16 protein-coding genes and 6 tRNA genes are annotated in these 18,347 nt (G+C 53.9%); 9 read left to right on the forward strand and 13 right to left on the reverse strand.

Annotation, left to right across the window (positions count from 1 at the left end):
* Positions 1–291 precede the first annotated feature (291 nt).
* Together cysK and cysZ are read right to left on the reverse strand one after the other, a co-directional pair.
* On the reverse strand, positions 292–1,263 hold the full coding sequence (cysK, locus tag ACERY3_RS10925; RefSeq protein ID WP_014884739.1) for a cysteine synthase A: 972 nt from the start codon (positions 1,261–1,263) through the stop codon (positions 292–294).
* A gap of 163 nt (positions 1,264–1,426) precedes the next feature.
* Positions 1,427–2,188, reverse strand: coding sequence for a sulfate transporter CysZ (gene cysZ / locus ACERY3_RS10930; protein ID WP_039263698.1), 762 nt, complete (start codon positions 2,186–2,188; stop codon positions 1,427–1,429).
* Positions 2,189–2,418: 230 nt separating this feature from the next.
* Here cysZ and zipA point away from each other — a divergent pair, with 230 nt between their 5' ends.
* The 3 genes from zipA (at position 2,419) to ACERY3_RS10945 (ending at position 5,704) form a co-directional block, all read left to right on the forward strand.
* Positions 2,419–3,402, forward strand: a complete 984-nt coding sequence (gene zipA, locus ACERY3_RS10935) for a cell division protein ZipA (protein ID WP_058841574.1) — start codon at positions 2,419–2,421, stop codon at positions 3,400–3,402.
* 69 nt (positions 3,403–3,471) lie between these two features.
* The gene (ligA, locus tag ACERY3_RS10940; protein WP_039263696.1) at positions 3,472–5,487 is read left to right on the forward strand and encodes an NAD-dependent DNA ligase LigA; all 2,016 of its coding nucleotides are present in this window, start codon (positions 3,472–3,474) and stop codon (positions 5,485–5,487) included.
* Position 5,488: 1 nt separating this feature from the next.
* Entirely contained in the window at positions 5,489–5,704 is a 216-nt protein-coding gene (locus tag ACERY3_RS10945; RefSeq protein WP_003861328.1) for a DUF3820 family protein, read from the forward strand.
* Here ACERY3_RS10945 and ACERY3_RS10950 read toward each other — a convergent pair.
* Positions 5,701–6,696: a bile acid:sodium symporter family protein gene (locus ACERY3_RS10950; RefSeq protein ID WP_373225615.1), complete on the reverse strand. Its 996-nt coding sequence runs from the start codon at positions 6,694–6,696 to the stop codon at positions 5,701–5,703. The genes ACERY3_RS10945 and ACERY3_RS10950 overlap by 4 nt on opposite strands.
* Before the next feature lie 89 nt (positions 6,697–6,785).
* Here ACERY3_RS10950 and ACERY3_RS10955 point away from each other — a divergent pair, with 89 nt between their 5' ends.
* A complete protein-coding gene (locus tag ACERY3_RS10955) occupies positions 6,786–7,721 on the forward strand; it encodes a LysR family transcriptional regulator (protein ID WP_373225616.1) in 936 nt (311 codons plus the stop codon).
* On the opposite strand, the gene ACERY3_RS10960 is transcribed toward ACERY3_RS10955, so the two are convergent.
* The 5 genes from ACERY3_RS10960 to ACERY3_RS10980 all read right to left on the reverse strand — a co-directional run bounded on the left by ACERY3_RS10960 (position 7,718) and on the right by ACERY3_RS10980 (position 8,622).
* Entirely contained in the window at positions 7,718–8,056 is a 339-nt protein-coding gene (locus ACERY3_RS10960; RefSeq protein ID WP_029740388.1) for a FlxA-like family protein, read from the reverse strand. The two genes, ACERY3_RS10955 and ACERY3_RS10960, sit on opposite strands and share 4 nt — an antisense overlap.
* A gap of 188 nt (positions 8,057–8,244) precedes the next feature.
* A tRNA-Lys gene (locus tag ACERY3_RS10965) sits at positions 8,245–8,320 on the reverse strand.
* Between the two features lie 4 nt (positions 8,321–8,324).
* Positions 8,325–8,400: transfer RNA gene (locus ACERY3_RS10970), tRNA-Val, on the reverse strand.
* A 29-nt stretch (positions 8,401–8,429) separates the two neighbouring features.
* Positions 8,430–8,505: transfer RNA gene (locus ACERY3_RS10975), tRNA-Val, on the reverse strand.
* A 41-nt stretch (positions 8,506–8,546) separates the two neighbouring features.
* Positions 8,547–8,622 (reverse strand) — tRNA-Val (locus tag ACERY3_RS10980).
* 258 nt (positions 8,623–8,880) lie between these two features.
* On the opposite strand from ACERY3_RS10980, the gene gltX reads away from it, so the two are divergent.
* Positions 8,881–10,296, forward strand: coding sequence for a glutamate--tRNA ligase (gene gltX, locus ACERY3_RS10985; protein ID WP_033146145.1), 1,416 nt, complete (start codon positions 8,881–8,883; stop codon positions 10,294–10,296).
* A gap of 50 nt (positions 10,297–10,346) precedes the next feature.
* Here the strand turns inward: gltX and ACERY3_RS10990 are convergent, their stop codons facing one another.
* Both ACERY3_RS10990 and ACERY3_RS10995 read right to left on the reverse strand, forming a co-directional pair.
* Positions 10,347–10,730: a YfeC-like transcriptional regulator gene (locus tag ACERY3_RS10990; RefSeq protein ID WP_373225618.1), complete on the reverse strand. Its 384-nt coding sequence runs from the start codon at positions 10,728–10,730 to the stop codon at positions 10,347–10,349.
* 1 nt (position 10,731) lies between these two features.
* The gene (locus ACERY3_RS10995; RefSeq protein ID WP_033146143.1) at positions 10,732–11,094 is read right to left on the reverse strand and encodes a YfeC-like transcriptional regulator; all 363 of its coding nucleotides are present in this window, start codon (positions 11,092–11,094) and stop codon (positions 10,732–10,734) included.
* 217 nt (positions 11,095–11,311) lie between these two features.
* Between ACERY3_RS10995 and ACERY3_RS11000 the strand changes: the two genes are divergently transcribed.
* The 3 genes from ACERY3_RS11000 to ACERY3_RS11010 all read left to right on the forward strand — a co-directional run bounded on the left by ACERY3_RS11000 (position 11,312) and on the right by ACERY3_RS11010 (position 13,910).
* Positions 11,312–11,387 (forward strand) — tRNA-Ala (locus tag ACERY3_RS11000).
* A 41-nt stretch (positions 11,388–11,428) separates the two neighbouring features.
* Positions 11,429–11,504: transfer RNA gene (locus ACERY3_RS11005), tRNA-Ala, on the forward strand.
* Between the two features lie 213 nt (positions 11,505–11,717).
* Positions 11,718–13,910, forward strand: a complete 2,193-nt coding sequence (locus ACERY3_RS11010; RefSeq protein ID WP_373225619.1) for an EAL domain-containing protein — start codon at positions 11,718–11,720, stop codon at positions 13,908–13,910.
* Positions 13,911–13,954: 44 nt separating this feature from the next.
* Here the strand turns inward: ACERY3_RS11010 and ACERY3_RS11015 are convergent, their stop codons facing one another.
* Positions 13,955–15,142, reverse strand: a complete 1,188-nt coding sequence (locus ACERY3_RS11015; protein WP_008501591.1) for a NupC/NupG family nucleoside CNT transporter — start codon at positions 15,140–15,142, stop codon at positions 13,955–13,957.
* 348 nt (positions 15,143–15,490) lie between these two features.
* On the opposite strand from ACERY3_RS11015, the gene ACERY3_RS11020 reads away from it, so the two are divergent.
* Complete coding sequence (locus ACERY3_RS11020; RefSeq protein WP_033146141.1) at positions 15,491–16,729, forward strand: Nramp family divalent metal transporter; 1,239 nt, start codon at positions 15,491–15,493, stop codon at positions 16,727–16,729.
* A 32-nt stretch (positions 16,730–16,761) separates the two neighbouring features.
* Here ACERY3_RS11020 and ACERY3_RS11025 read toward each other — a convergent pair whose 3' ends face one another.
* The gene (locus tag ACERY3_RS11025; RefSeq protein ID WP_023308717.1) at positions 16,762–17,115 is read right to left on the reverse strand and encodes a DUF2502 domain-containing protein; all 354 of its coding nucleotides are present in this window, start codon (positions 17,113–17,115) and stop codon (positions 16,762–16,764) included.
* A gap of 127 nt (positions 17,116–17,242) precedes the next feature.
* Positions 17,243–18,241, reverse strand: a complete 999-nt coding sequence (mgrA, locus tag ACERY3_RS11030) for an L-glyceraldehyde 3-phosphate reductase (protein WP_373225622.1) — start codon at positions 18,239–18,241, stop codon at positions 17,243–17,245.
* Positions 18,242–18,347 lie beyond the last annotated feature (106 nt).

The following is an 18,347-nucleotide window of genomic DNA, read 5'->3' on the forward strand; positions in this document are numbered from 1 at the left end:
TGTTGTGGAACTAAAGTCTAGCCTGGCGACTGAACTTTAGCCTGTATTGTTAGCGCTGACGTTTCGATCGTCATTAAACATTATGCAGCGAAAGCAAGACTTGAACCAAATCATAAAATCGATTCAGCAAGGCTATTTCATTCACCGATTAATTTCACGCATCAAAATAATTGCTGGTTTAAATACCAGACCCAACGGGGTGAAGCAATGCCAGGAGGGGCAAAAGTTTGAAGCAGGCCACAAAAAAGCACCTGAAAAGGTGCTTTTTTACGCGTTATTAACATGCTGGCACTACTGTTGCAGCTCTTTTTCGGTAAACAGATCGGCAAACAGTGCGGTGCTCAAGTAACGCTCGCCCGAAGAAGGAAGGATAACCACAATATTCTTGTTGGTAAAGGCTTCATCTTCCTGAAGCTTGAGCGCTGCCGCAACGGCTGCACCGGAAGAGATACCCGCCAGAATGCCTTCTTCATCCATCAGGCGACGCGCGGTAGAAATGGCTTCTTCGTTAGTGATAGTCACCACTTTATCGATCAGCTTCAGATCCAGGTTGCCCGGAATGAAGCCTGCGCCAATACCCTGAATTTTATGCGGGCCTGGCTTAAGCTCTTCACCCGCCAGTGCCTGGGTGATAACCGGTGAGTCAGTTGGCTCAACGGCAACGGTGATCAGGTCTTTTTTACCCTTTGTGCCTTTAATATAGCGTGACACGCCGGTCAGCGTACCGCCGGTACCTACGCCGGAGATAAAGACGTCAACCTGGCCGTCGGTATCTTCCCAGATTTCCGGACCGGTCGTTTTCTCGTGAATTTCCGGGTTAGCCGGGTTGCTGAACTGCTGCAGCAGCAGATATTTCGCCGGATCGCTGGCCACAATCTCTTCAGCTTTCTGAATGGCGCCCTTCATGCCCTTCGCGCCTTCGGTCAGCACCAGGTTCGCGCCCAGCGCTTTGAGCAGCTTACGACGCTCAATGCTCATGGTTTCTGGCATGGTCAGCGTCAGCTTGTAGCCACGCGCGGCGGCCACATAGGCCAGAGCGATACCGGTGTTACCGCTGGTCGGTTCCACCAGCTCAACGCCAGGCTTCAGTACGCCACGTTTTTCAGCATCCCAAATCATGTTTGCACCGATACGGCATTTTACGCTGAAGCTCGGGTTACGTGATTCGACCTTCGCCAGAATGCGTCCATTACCGATACGGTTCAGTCGAACCAGGGGCGTATGACCGATAGTCAGCGAGTTGTCTTCATAAATCTTACTCATGGCCTGTCCTTAACTGTATGAAATTGGGATACCGACCCAGCATACCTGTTGAGCAGGTAGGGGGAAGTAAGGAATTCGCATATCTATATACTGCAAGGAAATAATGGGGATCAGTATGGAATAAGGGGCGGCATAAGCCACCCCTGCTTTACACATTTTTGCATTATTTCCATAACGCGTGCTTAGCACGGTAGCAGTCGACCCACATCGCCGTCGCGCCGCAGACGGCGACGGGCATGATGAACAGATTCAGGAAGGGAATCATGGTGAACAGGCTGGTTAGCGCGCCAAACTGCATGTTGGCGACCTTCTGGCTGCGCAGGGCAGTGCGCATCTCTTTAAACGGCACCTTGTGGTTATCGAACGGATAGTCGCAGTACTGGATGGCCAGCATCCAGGCGCTGAACAGGAACCACAGCACCGGCGCCACCGTCTGGCCAATGCCTGGCACAAAATAGAGGATAAGCAGCACGACCGCGCGGGGCAGGTACCAGGCAAACTTCTGCCACTCGCGCTTCATGATGCGTGGCAGGTCTTTCATGATCCCCAGCACGCCCGTGTCCGGCGGCGTCGCACCAGTAAGCCGCGCTTCCAGCTGTTCCGCCAGCAGACCGTTGAACGGTGCGGCTATCCAGTTGGCAATCGTCGAAAAGAAGTACCCAAACACCAGCAGCACGGAGATCACCGCCACCGGCCAGAGCAGGTAGTTAAGCCACTGCAGCCAGTCCGGAACGTAACTCATCAGCGACGGGATCCAGCTCTCCAGCTTTGTGAATAGCCACCAGAACGCGCCGCCCATCAGAATAATGTTGATCAACAGCGGCAGAATCACGAAGCGTCGAATCCCCGGCAGGGAGACCAGTTTCCAGCCCTGAGAAAAATACCAGACGCCGCTGCGCGGGGGAGAAGAAGATGTTGAAACCATAGCCAGGCTGTACTCCTTTTTACACAACCAGTGGAATTGCCCGCCTATATTATCCACTTACGGAGCAATGACCAGTTCGGAAATGTTCGAAAAACCAGCAAAAAGCACGATTTCCTTCATCTTTATGCTGTGAATGCTCTGCACACACTTGCACTTGACGTAAACGGCAAATACTCTTAGTGAGTAAATGTTTGCCGTGGTGGCAAGGTGTTAGAACAACAGAGAATATAATGATGCAGGATTTGCGTCTGATATTAATCATTGTTGGCGCGATCGCCATAATCGCTTTACTGGTACATGGTTTCTGGACCAGCCGTAAAGAGCGTTCCTCGATGTTTCGCGATCGCCCACTGAAGCGCATGAAGTCCAGTCGTGACGATGATGACAGTGAAGATGACATCGACGGCAGCGATGACGACGGCGTGGGTGAAGTTCGTGTTCATCGGGTCAATACTGCGCCCGGCGCAGGCCATGGGGAGCATGAAGCGCCTCGTCCTTCGCAGCACCAGTATCAACCGCCGTATGCTTCCGCACAGCCGCGCCAGCCAGCGCCGCAGCCTGTGGAAGAACCGGTGCGCCAGCCGCCGCAACAGCCTGTCTATCAGCAGCCTGCTGCGCCACAGCCGGTTCAACAGCAACCGGTGCAGCAGCCCGTGCAGCAACAGCCTGCTCAGCCGGTACAACAACCGCAGCAGCCTGTTCACGTAAAGCCTGCGCCTCAGCCTGCTCCGGCTCCACACGTTGAGCCTGAGCCCGTTGTAGAACCAGAGCCGGTTGTTGAAAAACCGCAGCGTAAAGAAGCGGTGATCATCATGAACGTGGCCGCGCATCACGGCAGCCATCTTAACGGTGACGTGCTGCTCAACAGCATTCAACAGGCAGGATTCAAGTTTGGCGATATGAACATTTTCCATCGCCATCTGAGCCCTGACGGTAGCGGTCCGGCGCTGTTCAGCCTGGCCAACATGGTTAACCCTGGCACCTTTGATCCGGAAATGACCGGTGATTTCGTGACCCCGGGCGTCACTATCTTTATGCAGGTGCCTTCTTACGGCGACGAACTGCAAAACTTTAAGCTGATGCTGCAGTCCGCTCAGCACATCGCTGACGAAGTCGGCGGCGTGGTGCTCGACGATCAGCGTCGAATGATGACCCCGCAGAAGCTGCGCGAGTATCAGGACCGCATCCGCGAAGTTAAGGAAGCTAACGCGTAATCGTCGCGTTTACTTCAACTCCTCCTCAACCCCCGCCTGTCGGGGGTTTTTTCTCATTGATGGTGCGATATGGACTCAATCGAACAACAACTCACTGAACTGCGAACCACGCTTCGCCATCATGAATACCTCTATCATGTTATGGACGCGCCGGAAGTCCCGGATGCCGAATATGACCGCCTGATGCGCGAGCTGCGCGAATTAGAGGCGCAGCATCCGGAGCTTATCACGCCTGATTCCCCTACCCAGCGCGTCGGCGCTGAGCCGCTTGGCGCTTTCAGCCAGGTGCGCCATGAGGTGCCGATGCTGTCGCTGGATAACGTATTTGATGAAGAGAGCTTCCTCGCGTTTAACAAGCGCGTGCAGGATCGTCTGAAAAGCAGCGACTCCCTCACCTGGTGCTGCGAGCTCAAGCTGGATGGCCTGGCGGTCAGTCTTCTCTATGAAAACGGTGTGCTGGTGCGTGCCGCAACGCGTGGCGACGGTACGACGGGCGAAGACATCACCACCAACGTGCGTACCATCCGCGCGATCCCGCTGAAGCTGCAGGGTGACAACATTCCCGCGCGTCTGGAAGTGCGCGGCGAGGTGTTCCTGCCCCAGGCGGGCTTCGAGAAAATTAACGACGAGGCGCGTCGCACCGGCGGGAAGGTGTTTGCTAACCCGCGTAATGCGGCGGCAGGCTCTCTGCGCCAGCTTGACCCGCGTATTACCGCGAAGCGACCGCTTACTTTCTTCTGCTACGGCGTCGGTATTCTGGAGGGCGGCGAGCTGCCGGATACGCACCTCGGACGCTTGCTGCAGTTTAAAGCGTGGGGCCTGCCGGTGAGCAACCGCGTTCAGCTCTGCGACTCGCCGGAAGCGGTGCTGGCGTTCTACCACAAGGTGGAAGAGGACCGTCCGACGCTCGGTTTTGATATTGATGGCGTCGTCATCAAGGTGAATTCACTGGCGCTGCAGGAGCAGCTGGGCTTTGTGGCGCGCGCGCCGCGCTGGGCGGTGGCGTTTAAGTTCCCTGCTCAGGAGCAGATGACCGTCGTTCGCGACGTGGAGTTCCAGGTTGGCCGTACGGGGGCGATTACCCCGGTCGCCCGTCTGGAGCCCGTGCAGGTTGCGGGCGTGCTGGTGAGTAACGCCACGCTGCATAACGCCGATGAAATCGAACGCCTGGGCCTGCGCATTGGTGACAAAGTGGTGATTCGCCGCGCGGGCGACGTTATCCCGCAGGTGGTTAACGTCGTGGAGTCAGAGCGCCCTGCCGATACGCGCGAGATCGTCTTCCCGACCCATTGCCCGGTGTGCGGCTCCGACGTTGAGCGTGTGGAAGGTGAAGCGGTGGCGCGCTGTACGGGGGGCTTAATCTGTGGTGCGCAGCGTAAAGAGTCGCTGAAGCACTTCGTCTCTCGTCGGGCGATGGACGTCGACGGCATGGGCGACAAGATTATCGATCAGCTGGTTGAGAAAGAGTATGTCCATACGCCAGCGGATCTCTTCAGGCTGACGGCAGGTAAACTGACCGGTCTGGATCGCATGGGGCCAAAGTCAGCCCAGAATGTGGTTAACGCGCTGGAAGCCGCTAAAGAGACGACCTTTGCCCGCTTCCTGTACGCGCTGGGCATTCGTGAAGTGGGTGAGGCGACGGCAGCGGGCCTGGCGGCGTACTTTGGTACGCTGGAGGCGCTGGAAAAGGCAAGCATCGACGAGCTGCAGAAAGTCCCTGACGTTGGCATTGTGGTCGCCACGCACGTCTTTAACTTCTTCGCCGAAGAGAGCAACCGTGAAGTCATCGGCAAGCTGCTGGAAGAGGGCATCAGGTGGCCCGCGCCGGTAGTGGTTAACGCCGAAGAGATCGACAGCCCGTTCGCCGGTAAAACGGTAGTCCTGACCGGCAGCCTGAGCCAGCTTTCACGCGACGATGCGAAAGCGCGCCTGGTGGCGCTGGGGGCCAAAGTGGCGGGCAGCGTGTCGAAGAAAACCGACCTGGTGATCGCCGGGGAAGCGGCGGGCTCTAAGCTGGCGAAAGCCCAGGAGCTCGGCATTGAGGTTATCGACGAAGCGGAAATGATGCGTCTGTTAGGAGAGTAACGTGGAGAAAGAACAGCTCGTTGAGATTGCCAATACGGAGATGCCGTTCGGTAAATACAAGGGCCGCAGGCTGATTGATTTGCCGGAGGAGTATCTGCTGTGGTTTGCCCGCAAGGATGAATTCCCGGCTGGGCGGCTGGGCGAGCTGATGGCTATCACGTTACTGATCAAAACCGAGGGGCTGACCCAGCTGGTTCAGCCCCTGAAACGTCCTTAAGCCTTCGCGGCGCGGGTCTCTTCCTGCGCCAGCTTTTCGGTCTGGCGCTTGTAGCGACGCGCCAGCACCGCGCAGACCATCAGCTGGATCTGGTGGAAAATCATCAGCGGCAGCACCATCATCCCAATCACCGAGGTCGGGAACAGAATATTGGCCATCGGGATACCGTTCGCCAGGCTCTTTTTGGAACCGCAGAAGACAATGGTGATTTCATCCGCTTTGCTGAAGCCGCACCTGCGTGCCACAAAGACGTTTACCGCAATCACAATCGCCAGCAGGACGAGGCTGACCACCACGATAAACAGCAGCGAGCCTGCGCCTACCTTATGCCAGATCCCGTTCACGACCGCTTCGCTGAAGGCGGAATAGACCACCAGCAGAATCGACGACTGGTCGGTTTTTGAGATCCATTTCTTGTGCTTTGCCACGAACGCCCCGGTCCATGGACGGGATAGATGCCCCAGGACAAACGGCAGCAGCAGCTGCAGGCAGATTTTTCCAACCTGCTCGAGATTGCCTTCCGCGCCGTGCATGTTCATCAGCAGGCCCACCAGCAGCGGGGAAACGAAAATCCCTAACAGGCTGGATGCCGATGCCGAGCAGACCGCGGCCGCAACGTTCCCTCCGGCGAGAGAGGTAAAGGCAATGGCGGACTGCACGGTAGCCGGCAGAATACAGAGATACAGGAAACCGGTGTAGAGCGCCGGGTCGACGTTAACCGGCGCCCACCAGGCAAACAGCACCCCGAGGATTGGGAACAGAATGAACGTGCTGCACATCACCCAGAGATGCAGCCGCCAGTGGCCACCGCCGGCAATAATCGCTTCGCGGGAGAGTTTTGCACCGTGCATAAAGAACAGCAGTGCGATGGCGGCCGTCGTCAGCCCTTCAAAGAACGGGACGAAAGCGCCGCGAGCCGGGAAGAACGAGGCCAGTAAAACGGTAACCACCAGGGTAAGCGTGAACGGATCAAGAATACGAAATAGTTTCATAATGACTCCTGAAAACAGATGTCGCTATTGTGCTTTTTTCAATTTGAGAAATAAAATTGATTTATTGCATCCATTCATGAATGAAACAGATGAATTATTCCTTACGTCAGCTTCGTATTTTCGTCACCGTCGCTCACGCCCGCAGCTTTAGCCGGGCAGGGGAGATGATTGGCCTGAGCCAGTCGGCGGTCAGCCACAGCGTGAAAGAGCTGGAGAATCAGACCGGGGTGAAGTTGCTTGACCGCACCACGCGCGAAGTGGTGCTGACCGAAGCGGGGCAGCAGCTCGCCCTGCGTCTTGAACGATTGCTGGATGAGCTGAACAGCACGCTCAGAGACGTGGGGAGGCTGGGGCAGCAGCTTTCGGGGACCGTGCGCGTCGCGGCCAGTCAGACGATCTCTGCGCACCTTATCCCTCAGTGTATTGCGGAGGGAAGCCACCGCTATCCGGACATTGATTTTGTCCTGCATGACAGGCCGCAGCAGTGGGTGCTGGAGAGCATCCGCCAGGGCGATGTGGATTTTGGTATTGTTATCGATCCCGGCCAGGCGAGCGATCTGGCGTGTGAAAGCGTACTTTCTGAGCCCTTTTTGCTGCTCTGTCGTGACGACGACCCGCTGGCCACGTTGCCGGAAGTCAGCTGGCAGTCTCTGACGGGCGCGAACCTGGTTTTACAGGATTATGCCTCGGGCAGTCGTCCGCTGATTGATTCCGCGCTGGTGAATCAGGGCGTAAAGGCAACGATCGTGCAGGAGATTGGTCACCCGGCGACGCTGTTTCCGATGGTGGAAGCCGGTATTGGCATCAGCGTGTTACCCGCCCTGGCGCTTCCCCTGCCCCAGGGAAGCCGGCTGGCCGTCAAGCGATTAATGCCCGTTGTTGAGCGAAAGCTGATGCTGGTGCGGCGAAAAAATCGCTCACTCTCGGGGGCGGCGCAGGCTATCTGGGAAGTGGTGCGTATCCAGGCACAACGATTAACCGAAGCCCGCATACGCGACCCACTGTTTAACGCATCAGAAGATTAGATGTAGATATCAATCTGATTAGTGTCTGACGGGCTATTTACCCCTTCCACTTTGCCCAGCTTTTGATCCTGCTTCTTCTGGGCCTCTTCGGCCTGCTGGCGCTGCAGCGCGGCGAGCTGCGCCTGCAGCACTTTGATCTGGGTCTGAATAAGTTCCTGCTGCTTCTTCTTCTCATCGGTGCTGACGGGGCTGTTCGCCAGCTCTTTTAACTGCTGAGTCAGCTTTTTGATCTTGTCGAGAATGCGGGTGATTTGCGCAGAGATATCGTTACTGCTCGAAGTTCCACTCGCGCCACTGGTTTGAATCTGTTGGGTTGAAGCCTGAATGGTCGTCATACTTTTTCCTCGCGTTATAAAACAGAGGTATCGGCACCAACGGGATTAGCTTGAGCAAAACTGCCATATCTGGCAGGGAGTTACATCGATACACAATCAGTATTGATGATGCGGTGAAAGTGTACTGGAAGGCGGAAGTGGACAAACTGCAGATAGCAAAAAGGCGCCTTTAGGGCGCCTTTCTACATTGGTGGGTCGTGCAGGATTCGAACCTGCGACCAATTGATTAAAAGTCAACTGCTCTACCAACTGAGCTAACGACCCGAAATGGTGGGCGATGACGGGCTCGAACCGCCGACCCCCTCCGTGTAAAGGAGATGCTCTACCAACTGAGCTAATCGCCCATTTCGGAACTGCTGCGATAAGGTGAGAATGGTGGGCGATGACGGGCTCGAACCGCCGACCCCCTCCGTGTAAAGGAGATGCTCTACCAACTGAGCTAATCGCCCAATCTCAATTCTTATCTACACTGCGAGTCTACCGAAGTAGATGGTGGGTGATGACGGGCTCGAACCGCCGACCCCCTCCGTGTAAAGGAGATGCTCTACCAACTGAGCTAATCACCCCCGCTGTGTGGAGTCGCATTATAGGGAGAGTTGAAAATGAGTCAACGCATTTTCTAAAGTTTTTATTCGTTCGTCGTAAAATTAAACAAAACGATCGCGAAACGGGCAATGGCGCATGATTTCTAAACAAAAATCGCAAACTCGGTCACGATAAAGGGATCAACATTGAGGAATCCCCCCACAGTGATAGAATATTGCCCATCGTTTTTTCCCCAGGATTTGCCGATTGCCGGCATCTTTATAACGTAAGGCCATTTCATGAAAATCAAAACTCGCTTCGCGCCGAGCCCGACAGGCTATCTGCACGTCGGTGGTGCACGTACCGCTCTCTATTCCTGGCTTTTCGCACGCCACAACAAAGGTGAGTTCGTGCTGCGTATTGAAGACACCGATCTTGAGCGCTCCACGCCAGAAGCAATTGAAGCCATTATGGATGGGATGAACTGGCTGAATCTGGAATGGGATGAAGGTCCTTACTTCCAGACCAAACGCTTTGACCGCTATAACGCCGTCATTGATGAGATGCTGGTCGCGGGCACGGCGTATAAGTGCTACTGCTCTAAAGAGCGTCTGGATGAACTGCGTGAAGCGCAGATGGCGAACGGTGAAAAGCCGCGTTATGACGGCCGCTGCCGCCACGACCATAGCGAGCATGCTGCAGATGAGCCTTGCGTGGTGCGTTTTGCTAACCCGCAAGAGGGCTCGGTGATCTTTGACGACCAGATCCGTGGCCCAATTGAATTCAGCAACCAGGAGCTGGACGATCTGATCATCCGTCGTACCGACGGTTCTCCAACTTACAACTTCTGCGTTGTGGTTGACGACTGGGATATGGAAATTACTCACGTTGTCCGTGGTGAAGACCATATCAACAATACGCCACGTCAGATCAACATCCTGAAGGCGCTGAACGCCCCTGTGCCAGTTTATGCGCACGTCTCCATGATCAACGGCGATGACGGGAAAAAACTGTCTAAACGTCACGGTGCGGTAAGCGTTATGCAGTATCGCGACGACGGTTATCTGCCGGAAGCGCTGCTGAACTATCTGGTGCGTCTGGGCTGGGCCCACGGTGACCAGGAGATCTTCAGTCGCGAAGAGATGATCGAACTGTTCTCTCTGAGCTCTGTAAGCAAATCAGCGAGCGCCTTTAATACCGACAAGCTCCTGTGGCTGAACCATCACTACATCAACACCATGCAGCCAGAATATGTGGCGACGTATCTGCAGTGGCATATTGAGCAGGCAAATATTGATACCCGCACTGGCCCTGAGCTGGCGGATCTGGTGAAACTCCTCGGTGAGCGCTGCAAAACGCTGAAAGAGATTGCCGAAAGCTGCCGCTACTTCTATGAAGAGTTTGAAGAGTTCGACGCGGACGCCGCGAAGAAACACCTCCGTCCGGTTGCGCGTCAGCCGCTGGAAGTGGTGCGCGACAAGCTGGCGGCCCTTACCGAGTGGACCGCTGAGAATGTGCATCACGCCATTCAGGCGACGGCAGACGAGCTGGAAGTCGGTATGGGTAAGGTCGGTATGCCACTGCGCGTTGCGGTGACCGGGGCGGGTCAGTCTCCGGCACTGGATGTGACGGTTCACGCCATCGGCAAGTCACGCAGCGTGGCGCGCATTAACAAGGCGCTGGACTTTATTGCTGAACGCGAAAATCAGCAGTAATTACGCCTAGATAAAAAACGGCAGGTTAACCTGCCGTTTTTTTATGCCTTTTATTCCGTGATTCCCAGCCGCGTAAGAAAGCCTTGTATGCCTTCGCGTTTCAATAAGGCGTCCAGACGCCTCTGCTCTGGCTGAGTCATACTCTCCAGCGTCTCAATAATGCCCGGAGACAGGTTTGAAGAGGGTTCACTGTATGAAGCGGTGACCTCAGCGAGATGGTAAACCGCCTGACGGTTACGGATCGCCGGAAGGCTCATAATATGTTCCTTCACGCGCGCATCAATATGAATGAGCCGCGCGCGACCACCCTTCACGCCGTTGAGGCCTTCGGTTTTCCATCCCTGCTGGCGTATCCAGCGATTAACCGTTTGTCTGGCAACGCCCAAACTCTCCGCCAGCTCTTCCGTGGTCATTTTGCTGCGTAATTTTTTCATATCAGTTCTGATCGCGAATTCCTAAACGTTGCAACAATCCGGTAATCCCTTCCCGCATTAACAGCGATGTCATCTGCTTCTGCTCTTCCGGCGTCATTTCATTGGCCAGCGTCAGGAGCAGCGTGTGAAGCGAACTATCATGACTGACGCCTTCTGGCAGTTCGGACGTTTCAGTTGCCCGACGTGCGCTGCGGATAAAGTCACGGACTTTTTCGTTCACATGTACCAGGCGAGCTTTCCCGCCCTGGACGCCTGGTTTTGGTGATGTAATCCAACCCTCTTTGCGTACCCATTTATTGATGGTCTGGCGGCTATAGCCAGTGAGGAGGGCTAACTCTTCTGGCGTCATTCGTTCCTTGATCATGCAATTTCCTGAATATCAGTGGGGTTAATTAACGGCTCATTTTATAGCACCGTTTTACGTGAAAACGTGACAGGCTTAACTCCTGACTGCGAGCAGGCTCGCAAAGTGATTCATTTGCATGAATTTTCGGCGATTGAATGGCTGGGATTGATTTTGCCGTTGACACTCCGCGGTGGAATTCATATTATGCCGCCCGTCAACATGACAGCTTTACGATGGGGCTATAGCTCAGCTGGGAGAGCGCTTGCATGGCATGCAAGAGGTCAGCGGTTCGATCCCGCTTAGCTCCACCAAACTCTGAACCCAACAGAGTGCGGTCAGTAAAGTCACATGTGGGGCTATAGCTCAGCTGGGAGAGCGCTTGCATGGCATGCAAGAGGTCAGCGGTTCGATCCCGCTTAGCTCCACCAAAATTGTAAACCCTCGTCAAAAGACGAGGGTTTTTTTTATGTGTTTGTAACACCCGCCACCGTATTTTGTTATCAAAAAGAAGGTATTCCCGTACCTCACCTCAATCGACATCAATAAACCAGTCTAAAAATAGACTTGAACTTGATTCGCGCAATTAATAAACCTATTATCCATCCGGTCAATAATTCTCTCGGAAAATAACGCCCAGGTTAATGAATAGAAAAACTTACAATAATGTAAAGATATTTATGATTGCTCTGGCTTTATGCCTGATTGCGGTACCTGTCTCCCGTTATCTCTCTCCCCGCGCAATTGTTAATGGTCACGACGTTTATTTAGCATGGTTACCTTTAAGCGTAATGCTGGCGGTAATTCTGCTATTTGGGCGCAGGGCTATTCTTCCCATTTTGTTAGGTTTTACTGTCACTAATTTATTCTATGTAAATTTAGCACCGCTACAATATTCAGTATTACTGTTCTGTCAGACCTTTGCGTTGTTCGCGGCGTGCGGCCTTCTGCGCATTATGCTGGGTAAGCGTTGGCGCTACTCCATCCCTAACAAGCACATCGGATTGCGGATATTCTGGCTCGGTTTTATGGTGCCAATAGGGATTAAGCTGTCGATGTATTTGGCGGGCTATTTGTTTGATTTTCCGGTGACAATTTCGACCTTTTTCGGCGAAGGGACGGTAATTTATAACGTTGTGGATATACAAAGCCTGATATGTGCGGCATTGATTTTTACCATGATGTTCTATTACCCGTTAAGAATGATAATTAATCCTCGTTATGCAATAAGTTTCTGGCGACGAAGCGTGAAGTCCGTGTTTTTTCACAAGAATTCATTATATATTTTTGCCTGGCTGGTGCTATTAAGTTTCATTCTCGTCATTTTATGTGGTCCTTTTGAATCTCCCGTCATTGCGGGCTATTTGATGCCGCTGATTTTTATTCTTTTTACCTTAGCGATAAGCCGACTGACCTATGCGTTGATTTCTCTGCTGTGGGCTGTATCTGCGCTCCTGCTGTTGACCTACAACTACAACTTCCTTAACGGGGTGGAATCGGGCCATTCGCTCTCTTTTATTCTGTCCGTGCTTATCTCATTCGCGATCTGTCTGCTTTACATGTCGCGCATTTATCAGCGCAGCGAGTGGCTTAAGCGGGGCTGGCAGGGGAGGGCGCTCACCGATCCGCTGACCGGATTGCCCAATATTCGTGCGCTGGAGGATTATCTTGAGATTCACCCGGATGCAAAAGTGAGCATTCTGCGTATGGATAACCTGGAATTTTTGAGCCGCCACTATGGGATCCTCATGCGGGTCCATTGCAAACGTACGATCGCAACGTCGCTGCAGCCTCTCCTGCAAAAAGATGAGACGCTCTTCCAGCTTCCCGGAAGCGAGCTTGTGCTGGTATTACTGGGCCCGGGAACCGCTGAGCGCCTCCAGCATATGGTTGATCTACTGAACAGCCGTAAGATTTTTTGGAACAACACCGGGCTGGATATTGAATTCGGTGCGTCCTGGGGAATGGTCGAAAACGGCGAAAAACTGCACCACACGCTGGGGCAGCTGAGCTGGCTGGCCGAGCAATCCTGCGGAGCAGCAAACAACGTGCTTGCGCTCACGAATAGCCTCGAGGCGGCATCAGGGCAAACGACAGAGCGAGTCCTGATGCTGGCGCGGATTAAGCATGCCCTGGAGGCGGGCCAGTTCCATTTATACGCGCAACCGATCCAGAAGGAGGACGGGAGCGGCTACTACGAAATTCTGGCGCGTATGGAGAGCGAGGGCGAGATCTTCACTCCTGACCGCTTTATTCCGTTGATTGCCCAGTTCAACCTCAGCCACCGGTTTGATATGTGCGTCATGGAGAAATTACTGCTGTGGCTGCGCGATCACCCTTCAACGCAGGCTGGCGCTCGTTTCTCCGTTAATCTGATGCCGCTTACGCTGATGCAAAAAGAGGTGGCGTCCGAGATTTGTGCGCTCTTTGAACGCTACGGCGTTGCGCCTCAGTCCGTCGTGATTGAGATTACCGAAGAGCAGGCCTTCTCAAATTCAGGCAGCAGCATCCACAATATTCAGCAACTGCGGGATTACGGTTTCCGGATTGCTATAGATGATTTTGGTACCGGCTACGCCAACTACGAGCGCCTCAGACGCCTGCAGGCAGACATCATTAAAATTGACGGCTGCTTTATTAAAGACATTTGTACCGATGATATGGATGCGATGATCGTGCAGTCGATGTGTAATCTGGCGAAGACGAAATCGCTGTGCGTCGTAGCGGAATACGTCGAAACACCGGCGCAGCGGGAGATGCTGCTTCGCTTCGGCGTGGATTACCTGCAGGGCTACCTGATAGGCAAACCCAAACCGCTGGAAGAATTGCGGGCATAAAAAAACCGGGAGCCAGGCTCCCGGTTTTTGTTTAACGCTAAACGTTAGAGTACCAGTGCCGCGATAGAAGCAGACAGGACGCTCACCAGCGTAGAGCCGTAAACCAGCTTCAGGCCAAAGCGAGAAACCACGTTGCCCTGTTCTTCGTTCAGACCTTTAATCGCGCCCGCGATAATCCCGATGGACGAGAAGTTCGCGAAGGAGACCAGGAACACGGACAGAATGCCTTCCGCGCGCGGAGAAAGCGTGCTAGCAATTTTCTGCAGATCCATCATCGCAACGAATTCGTTAGAAACCAGTTTGGTTGCCATGATACTGCCCACCTGCAGCGCTTCGTGAGCCGGAACACCCATTACCCAGGCAACCGGGTAGAAGATGTAGCCCAGAATACCCTGGAAGGAGATACCCAGCACCGCGGCGAATAGGGCGTTCAGTGCAGAAATCAGCGCAATGAAGCCGATCAGCATGGCGGCAACGATAATCGCTACTTTGAAGCCCGCCAGAATGTACTCACCCAGCATTTCGAAGAAGCTCTGACCTTCGTGCAGGTTTGACATCTGAATGTTCTCTTCGCTTGCGTCAACGCGGTACGGGTTGATCAGCGACAGAACGATAAAGGTGCTGAACATGTTCAGAACCAGCGCTGCAACAACATACTTTGGCTCCAGCATGGTCATATACGCGCCCACGATAGACATGGAAACGGTAGACATTGCGGTTGCCGCCATGGTGTACATGCGGTTGCGGGACATTTTGCCGAGAATATCTTTATACGCGATGAAGTTCTCAGACTGACCGAGGATCAGGGAACTGACGGCGTTGAAGGATTCCAGCTTGCCCATGCCGTTCACTTTGGATAACAGGAAACCAATTCCACGAATAACGAACGGCAGAACGCGGATGTGCTGCAGGATACCGATCAGCGCGGAGATGAAGACGATAGGGCAGAGAACCTTCAGGAAGAAGAACGCCAGACCTTCGTCGTTCATTTTACCGAAGACAAAGTTGGTCCCTTCATTGGCGAATCCGAGCAGTTTTTCGAACATTTCGGAGAAGCCTTTCACGAAGCCGAGGCCTACGTTGGAGTTCAGGAAGAACCACGCAAGTAAAACTTCAATGACCAGCAGCTGGACAACATAACGGATACGAATTTTTTTGCGGTCTGTGCTGACCAGCAATGCAAGTGCAGTAACGACAACAAGTGCCAGGACAAAATGAAGGACGCGGTCCATATTTGCTCCAAATATGAGGCAGGTTTAATTTTCGTGCACATTCTATGTAACAAGCGAAAAGAAAACGAGATCGAGGACACACTATAGTTACATCCTGTGACGAGTCTCAAAAATAGTGATCCACAATACATTTTTGTTATGTTAGGTAAATGAGTGAAAAGTTAAGTTTGTGTGCTAGTCTTCACAAAAGCGCGCGCGATTTCGGTTTCTGTTAGATCGCCCCACTTACCCGCCCGTCTATCGTTCAAAGCTATCAGAGAAATCACTGTAAACATCACAAATGATCTTGATAATCATTCTCATTTTGATAGCATTAAACATAGCAAAGGCTATATTTCAGAGGCAGAAATGACAAACAGTCGCGTAGAGGGTAGCAGTGGCAGAGCCGCGCGCAAGTTGCGGTTCGCATTAATGGGACCTGCGTTCATCGCTGCCATTGGCTATATCGATCCAGGTAACTTTGCGACCAATATTCAGGCCGGGGCCAGCTTCGGCTATAAGCTGCTGTGGGTGGTCGTCTGGGCTAACCTGATGGCGATGCTGATTCAGATGCTCTCCGCAAAGCTGGGGATTGCCACAGGTAAAAACCTGGCAGAGCAAATTCGCGACCATTATCCGCGTCCGGCCGTCTGGCTCTATTGGGTCCAGGCGGAAATTATCGCCATGGCCACTGACCTCGCTGAATTTATCGGTGCAGCGATCGGCTTTAAGCTGATTCTGGGCGTGTCGCTGTTGCAGGGGGCGGTACTGACCGGGATTGCCACTTTCCTGATCCTGATGCTGCAGCGTCGGGGTCAAAAGCCGCTGGAGAAGGTTATCGGCGGTCTGCTGCTGTTTGTCGCGGCGGCCTATATCGTCGAGCTGATTTTCTCACAGCCGAATCTGGTGCAGCTCGGTAAAGGTATGGCAATACCAAGCCTGCCAACCTCGGAAGCGGTGTTCCTGGCCGCCGGGGTATTGGGGGCGACCATCATGCCGCATGTGATTTACCTGCACTCCTCGCTGACCCAGCATCTCCATGGTGGAACGCGCAAAGAGCGTTACTCCGCCACCAAATGGGACGTGGCGATTGCCATGACCATCGCGGGGTTTGTCAATCTGGCGATGATGGCTACCGCAGCCGCCGCTTTCCACTTTAACGGCCACACCGGTATTGCCGATCTCGACCAGGCCTATCTCACGCTGGAGCCCTTACTGAGCCATGCTGCCGCCACGATATTTGGTCTCAGCCTGGTGGCTGCCGGTCTCTCTTCTACGGTAGTGGGCACGCTGGCAGGCCAGGTGGTGATGCAGGGGTTTGTCCGCTTCCATATTCCGCTGTGGGTTCGTCGCTCCGTCACCATGCTCCCGTCATTTATCGTGATTCTGATGGGGCTTGATCCTACGAGAATTCTGGTCATGAGCCAGGTGCTGCTGAGCTTTGGTATCGCGCTGGCGCTGGTGCCGCTGCTGATCTTTACCAGCAACAAAACCCTGATGGGCGAACTGGTTAACTCAACGCTGGTGAAACGGACCGGGTGGGCAATCGTGGTGGTGGTAGTGGCACTGAACCTGTGGCTGCTTATTGGCACCGCATTGGGGCTCTAAAAGAAAAAGGAGCCGGGAGGCTCCTTTTTGCATTAATGGTGACCGTGGCCATGACCGTGGCCGCGTCCTTTCCCGCCGCGATCCCAGCCGCCGCGACGGTCGTCACGATCGTTCCAGCCTTCACGGTAGCCGCGCTCATACGCGTTGTCTTTATACCAGCCGCGGTGTCTGCCGTTATCATGTTTCCACCAGCGGTCTCCGCGCCACTCATAGTGACGGTTCCAGTAGTCACGGTCGCGCCAGTAGCCACCGTCCCAGTATCTGCCGTAGTCGTCACGATCGCCAATTTGTAATTTTACTGATGGCAACAGGGTGATTTCGCCCGCATTGGCGATCAGCGGGGCTGAAGCCAGTAATACCGCTGCAAGAATCAGTGACCTGAACATACTCTTTCTCCTTCACGATCGGGGCCCTTGTGGGGCCTGTTAACGCAATATTACGAGTTGGTAAAGCCTCGTTTCATCGCCTCAACTCCGAATTCCTGAGCGAGAGCACTTTTTGCTAAAAGTGATTCTATTTTGAGCTGTTCAGAATCGTGTCAATACGGACAAGTTCTTCCGCAGAGAAATGGCGGTTTTCCAGCATCCCCACGGCATCATCAATCTGGGCCGTTTTACTTGCCCCAATCAGCACTGACGTCACGATCTCATGGCGTAATACCCAGGCCAGCGCCATCTGGGACAGCTTCTGACCGCGCTCTTCCGCCATGGTGTTCAGCTTTCTTACCTTCTCCAGCTTCTCTTCGGTGATCTGGTCAGGGTTCAGGAACTGACTGCCGCTTGCCGCGCGTGAGTCTGCCGGAATGCCGTTCAGATAGCGGTTGGTCAGTTGTCCACCGGCCAGCGGCGAGAAGGGAATGCAGCCGACCCCTTTTTCCTGCAGCACGTTTAGCAGCCCCTCTTCCGGCGCACGCTCAAAAAGGGAGTATTTCGGCTGATGGATCAGGCAGGGCGTACCGAGATCGTCAAGGATATCAATCGCCTTGCGGGCCAGTTCTGCAGGGTAGTTGGATAACCCGACATACAGGGCTTTTCCCTGGCGCACCGCATGGTCAAGCGCTTTCATGGTTTCCAGCAGCGGCGTTTGTGGGTCAGGACGGTGATGATAGAAGATATCCACATACTCCAGCCCCATGCGCTTCAGGCTTTGATCGAGGCTTGCCAGCAGATATTTGCGTGACCCCCAGTCGCCGTAAGGGCCATCCCACATGGTATAACCTGCTTTGGTAGAGACGATCAGCTCGTCGCGCCAGGGCAGGAAATCCTCCTGCAAAATACGGCCGAAATTACGTTCGGCCGATCCCGGCGGCGGGCCATAGTTGTTGGCAAGGTCGAAATGCGTAATGCCCAGATCGAACGCGCGCTGTAAAAGTTGACGGCTGTTTTCGATGAGCGTGGTGTCGCCAAAGTTATGCCACAGCCCAAGCGAGATGGCGGGCAACCTGAGTCCGCTTTGCCCGCAGCGACGATACTCCATTGTCCGATAACGATTTTTGTCCGGCTGATAACCCATGCTCATGACCTCTGGCGCTGAAGAAAAAATCAGTGTATGCGTTTACATTAACGCCAAAAAAGCAGCATAGCGCAGCCTTTTTTGTAAAGCATTCTTTCCATGATCT

The sequence above is a fragment of the Enterobacter cloacae complex sp. ESBL7 genome, assembly GCF_041679625.1.
Lineage (GTDB): Bacteria > Pseudomonadota > Gammaproteobacteria > Enterobacterales > Enterobacteriaceae > Enterobacter > Enterobacter asburiae_B.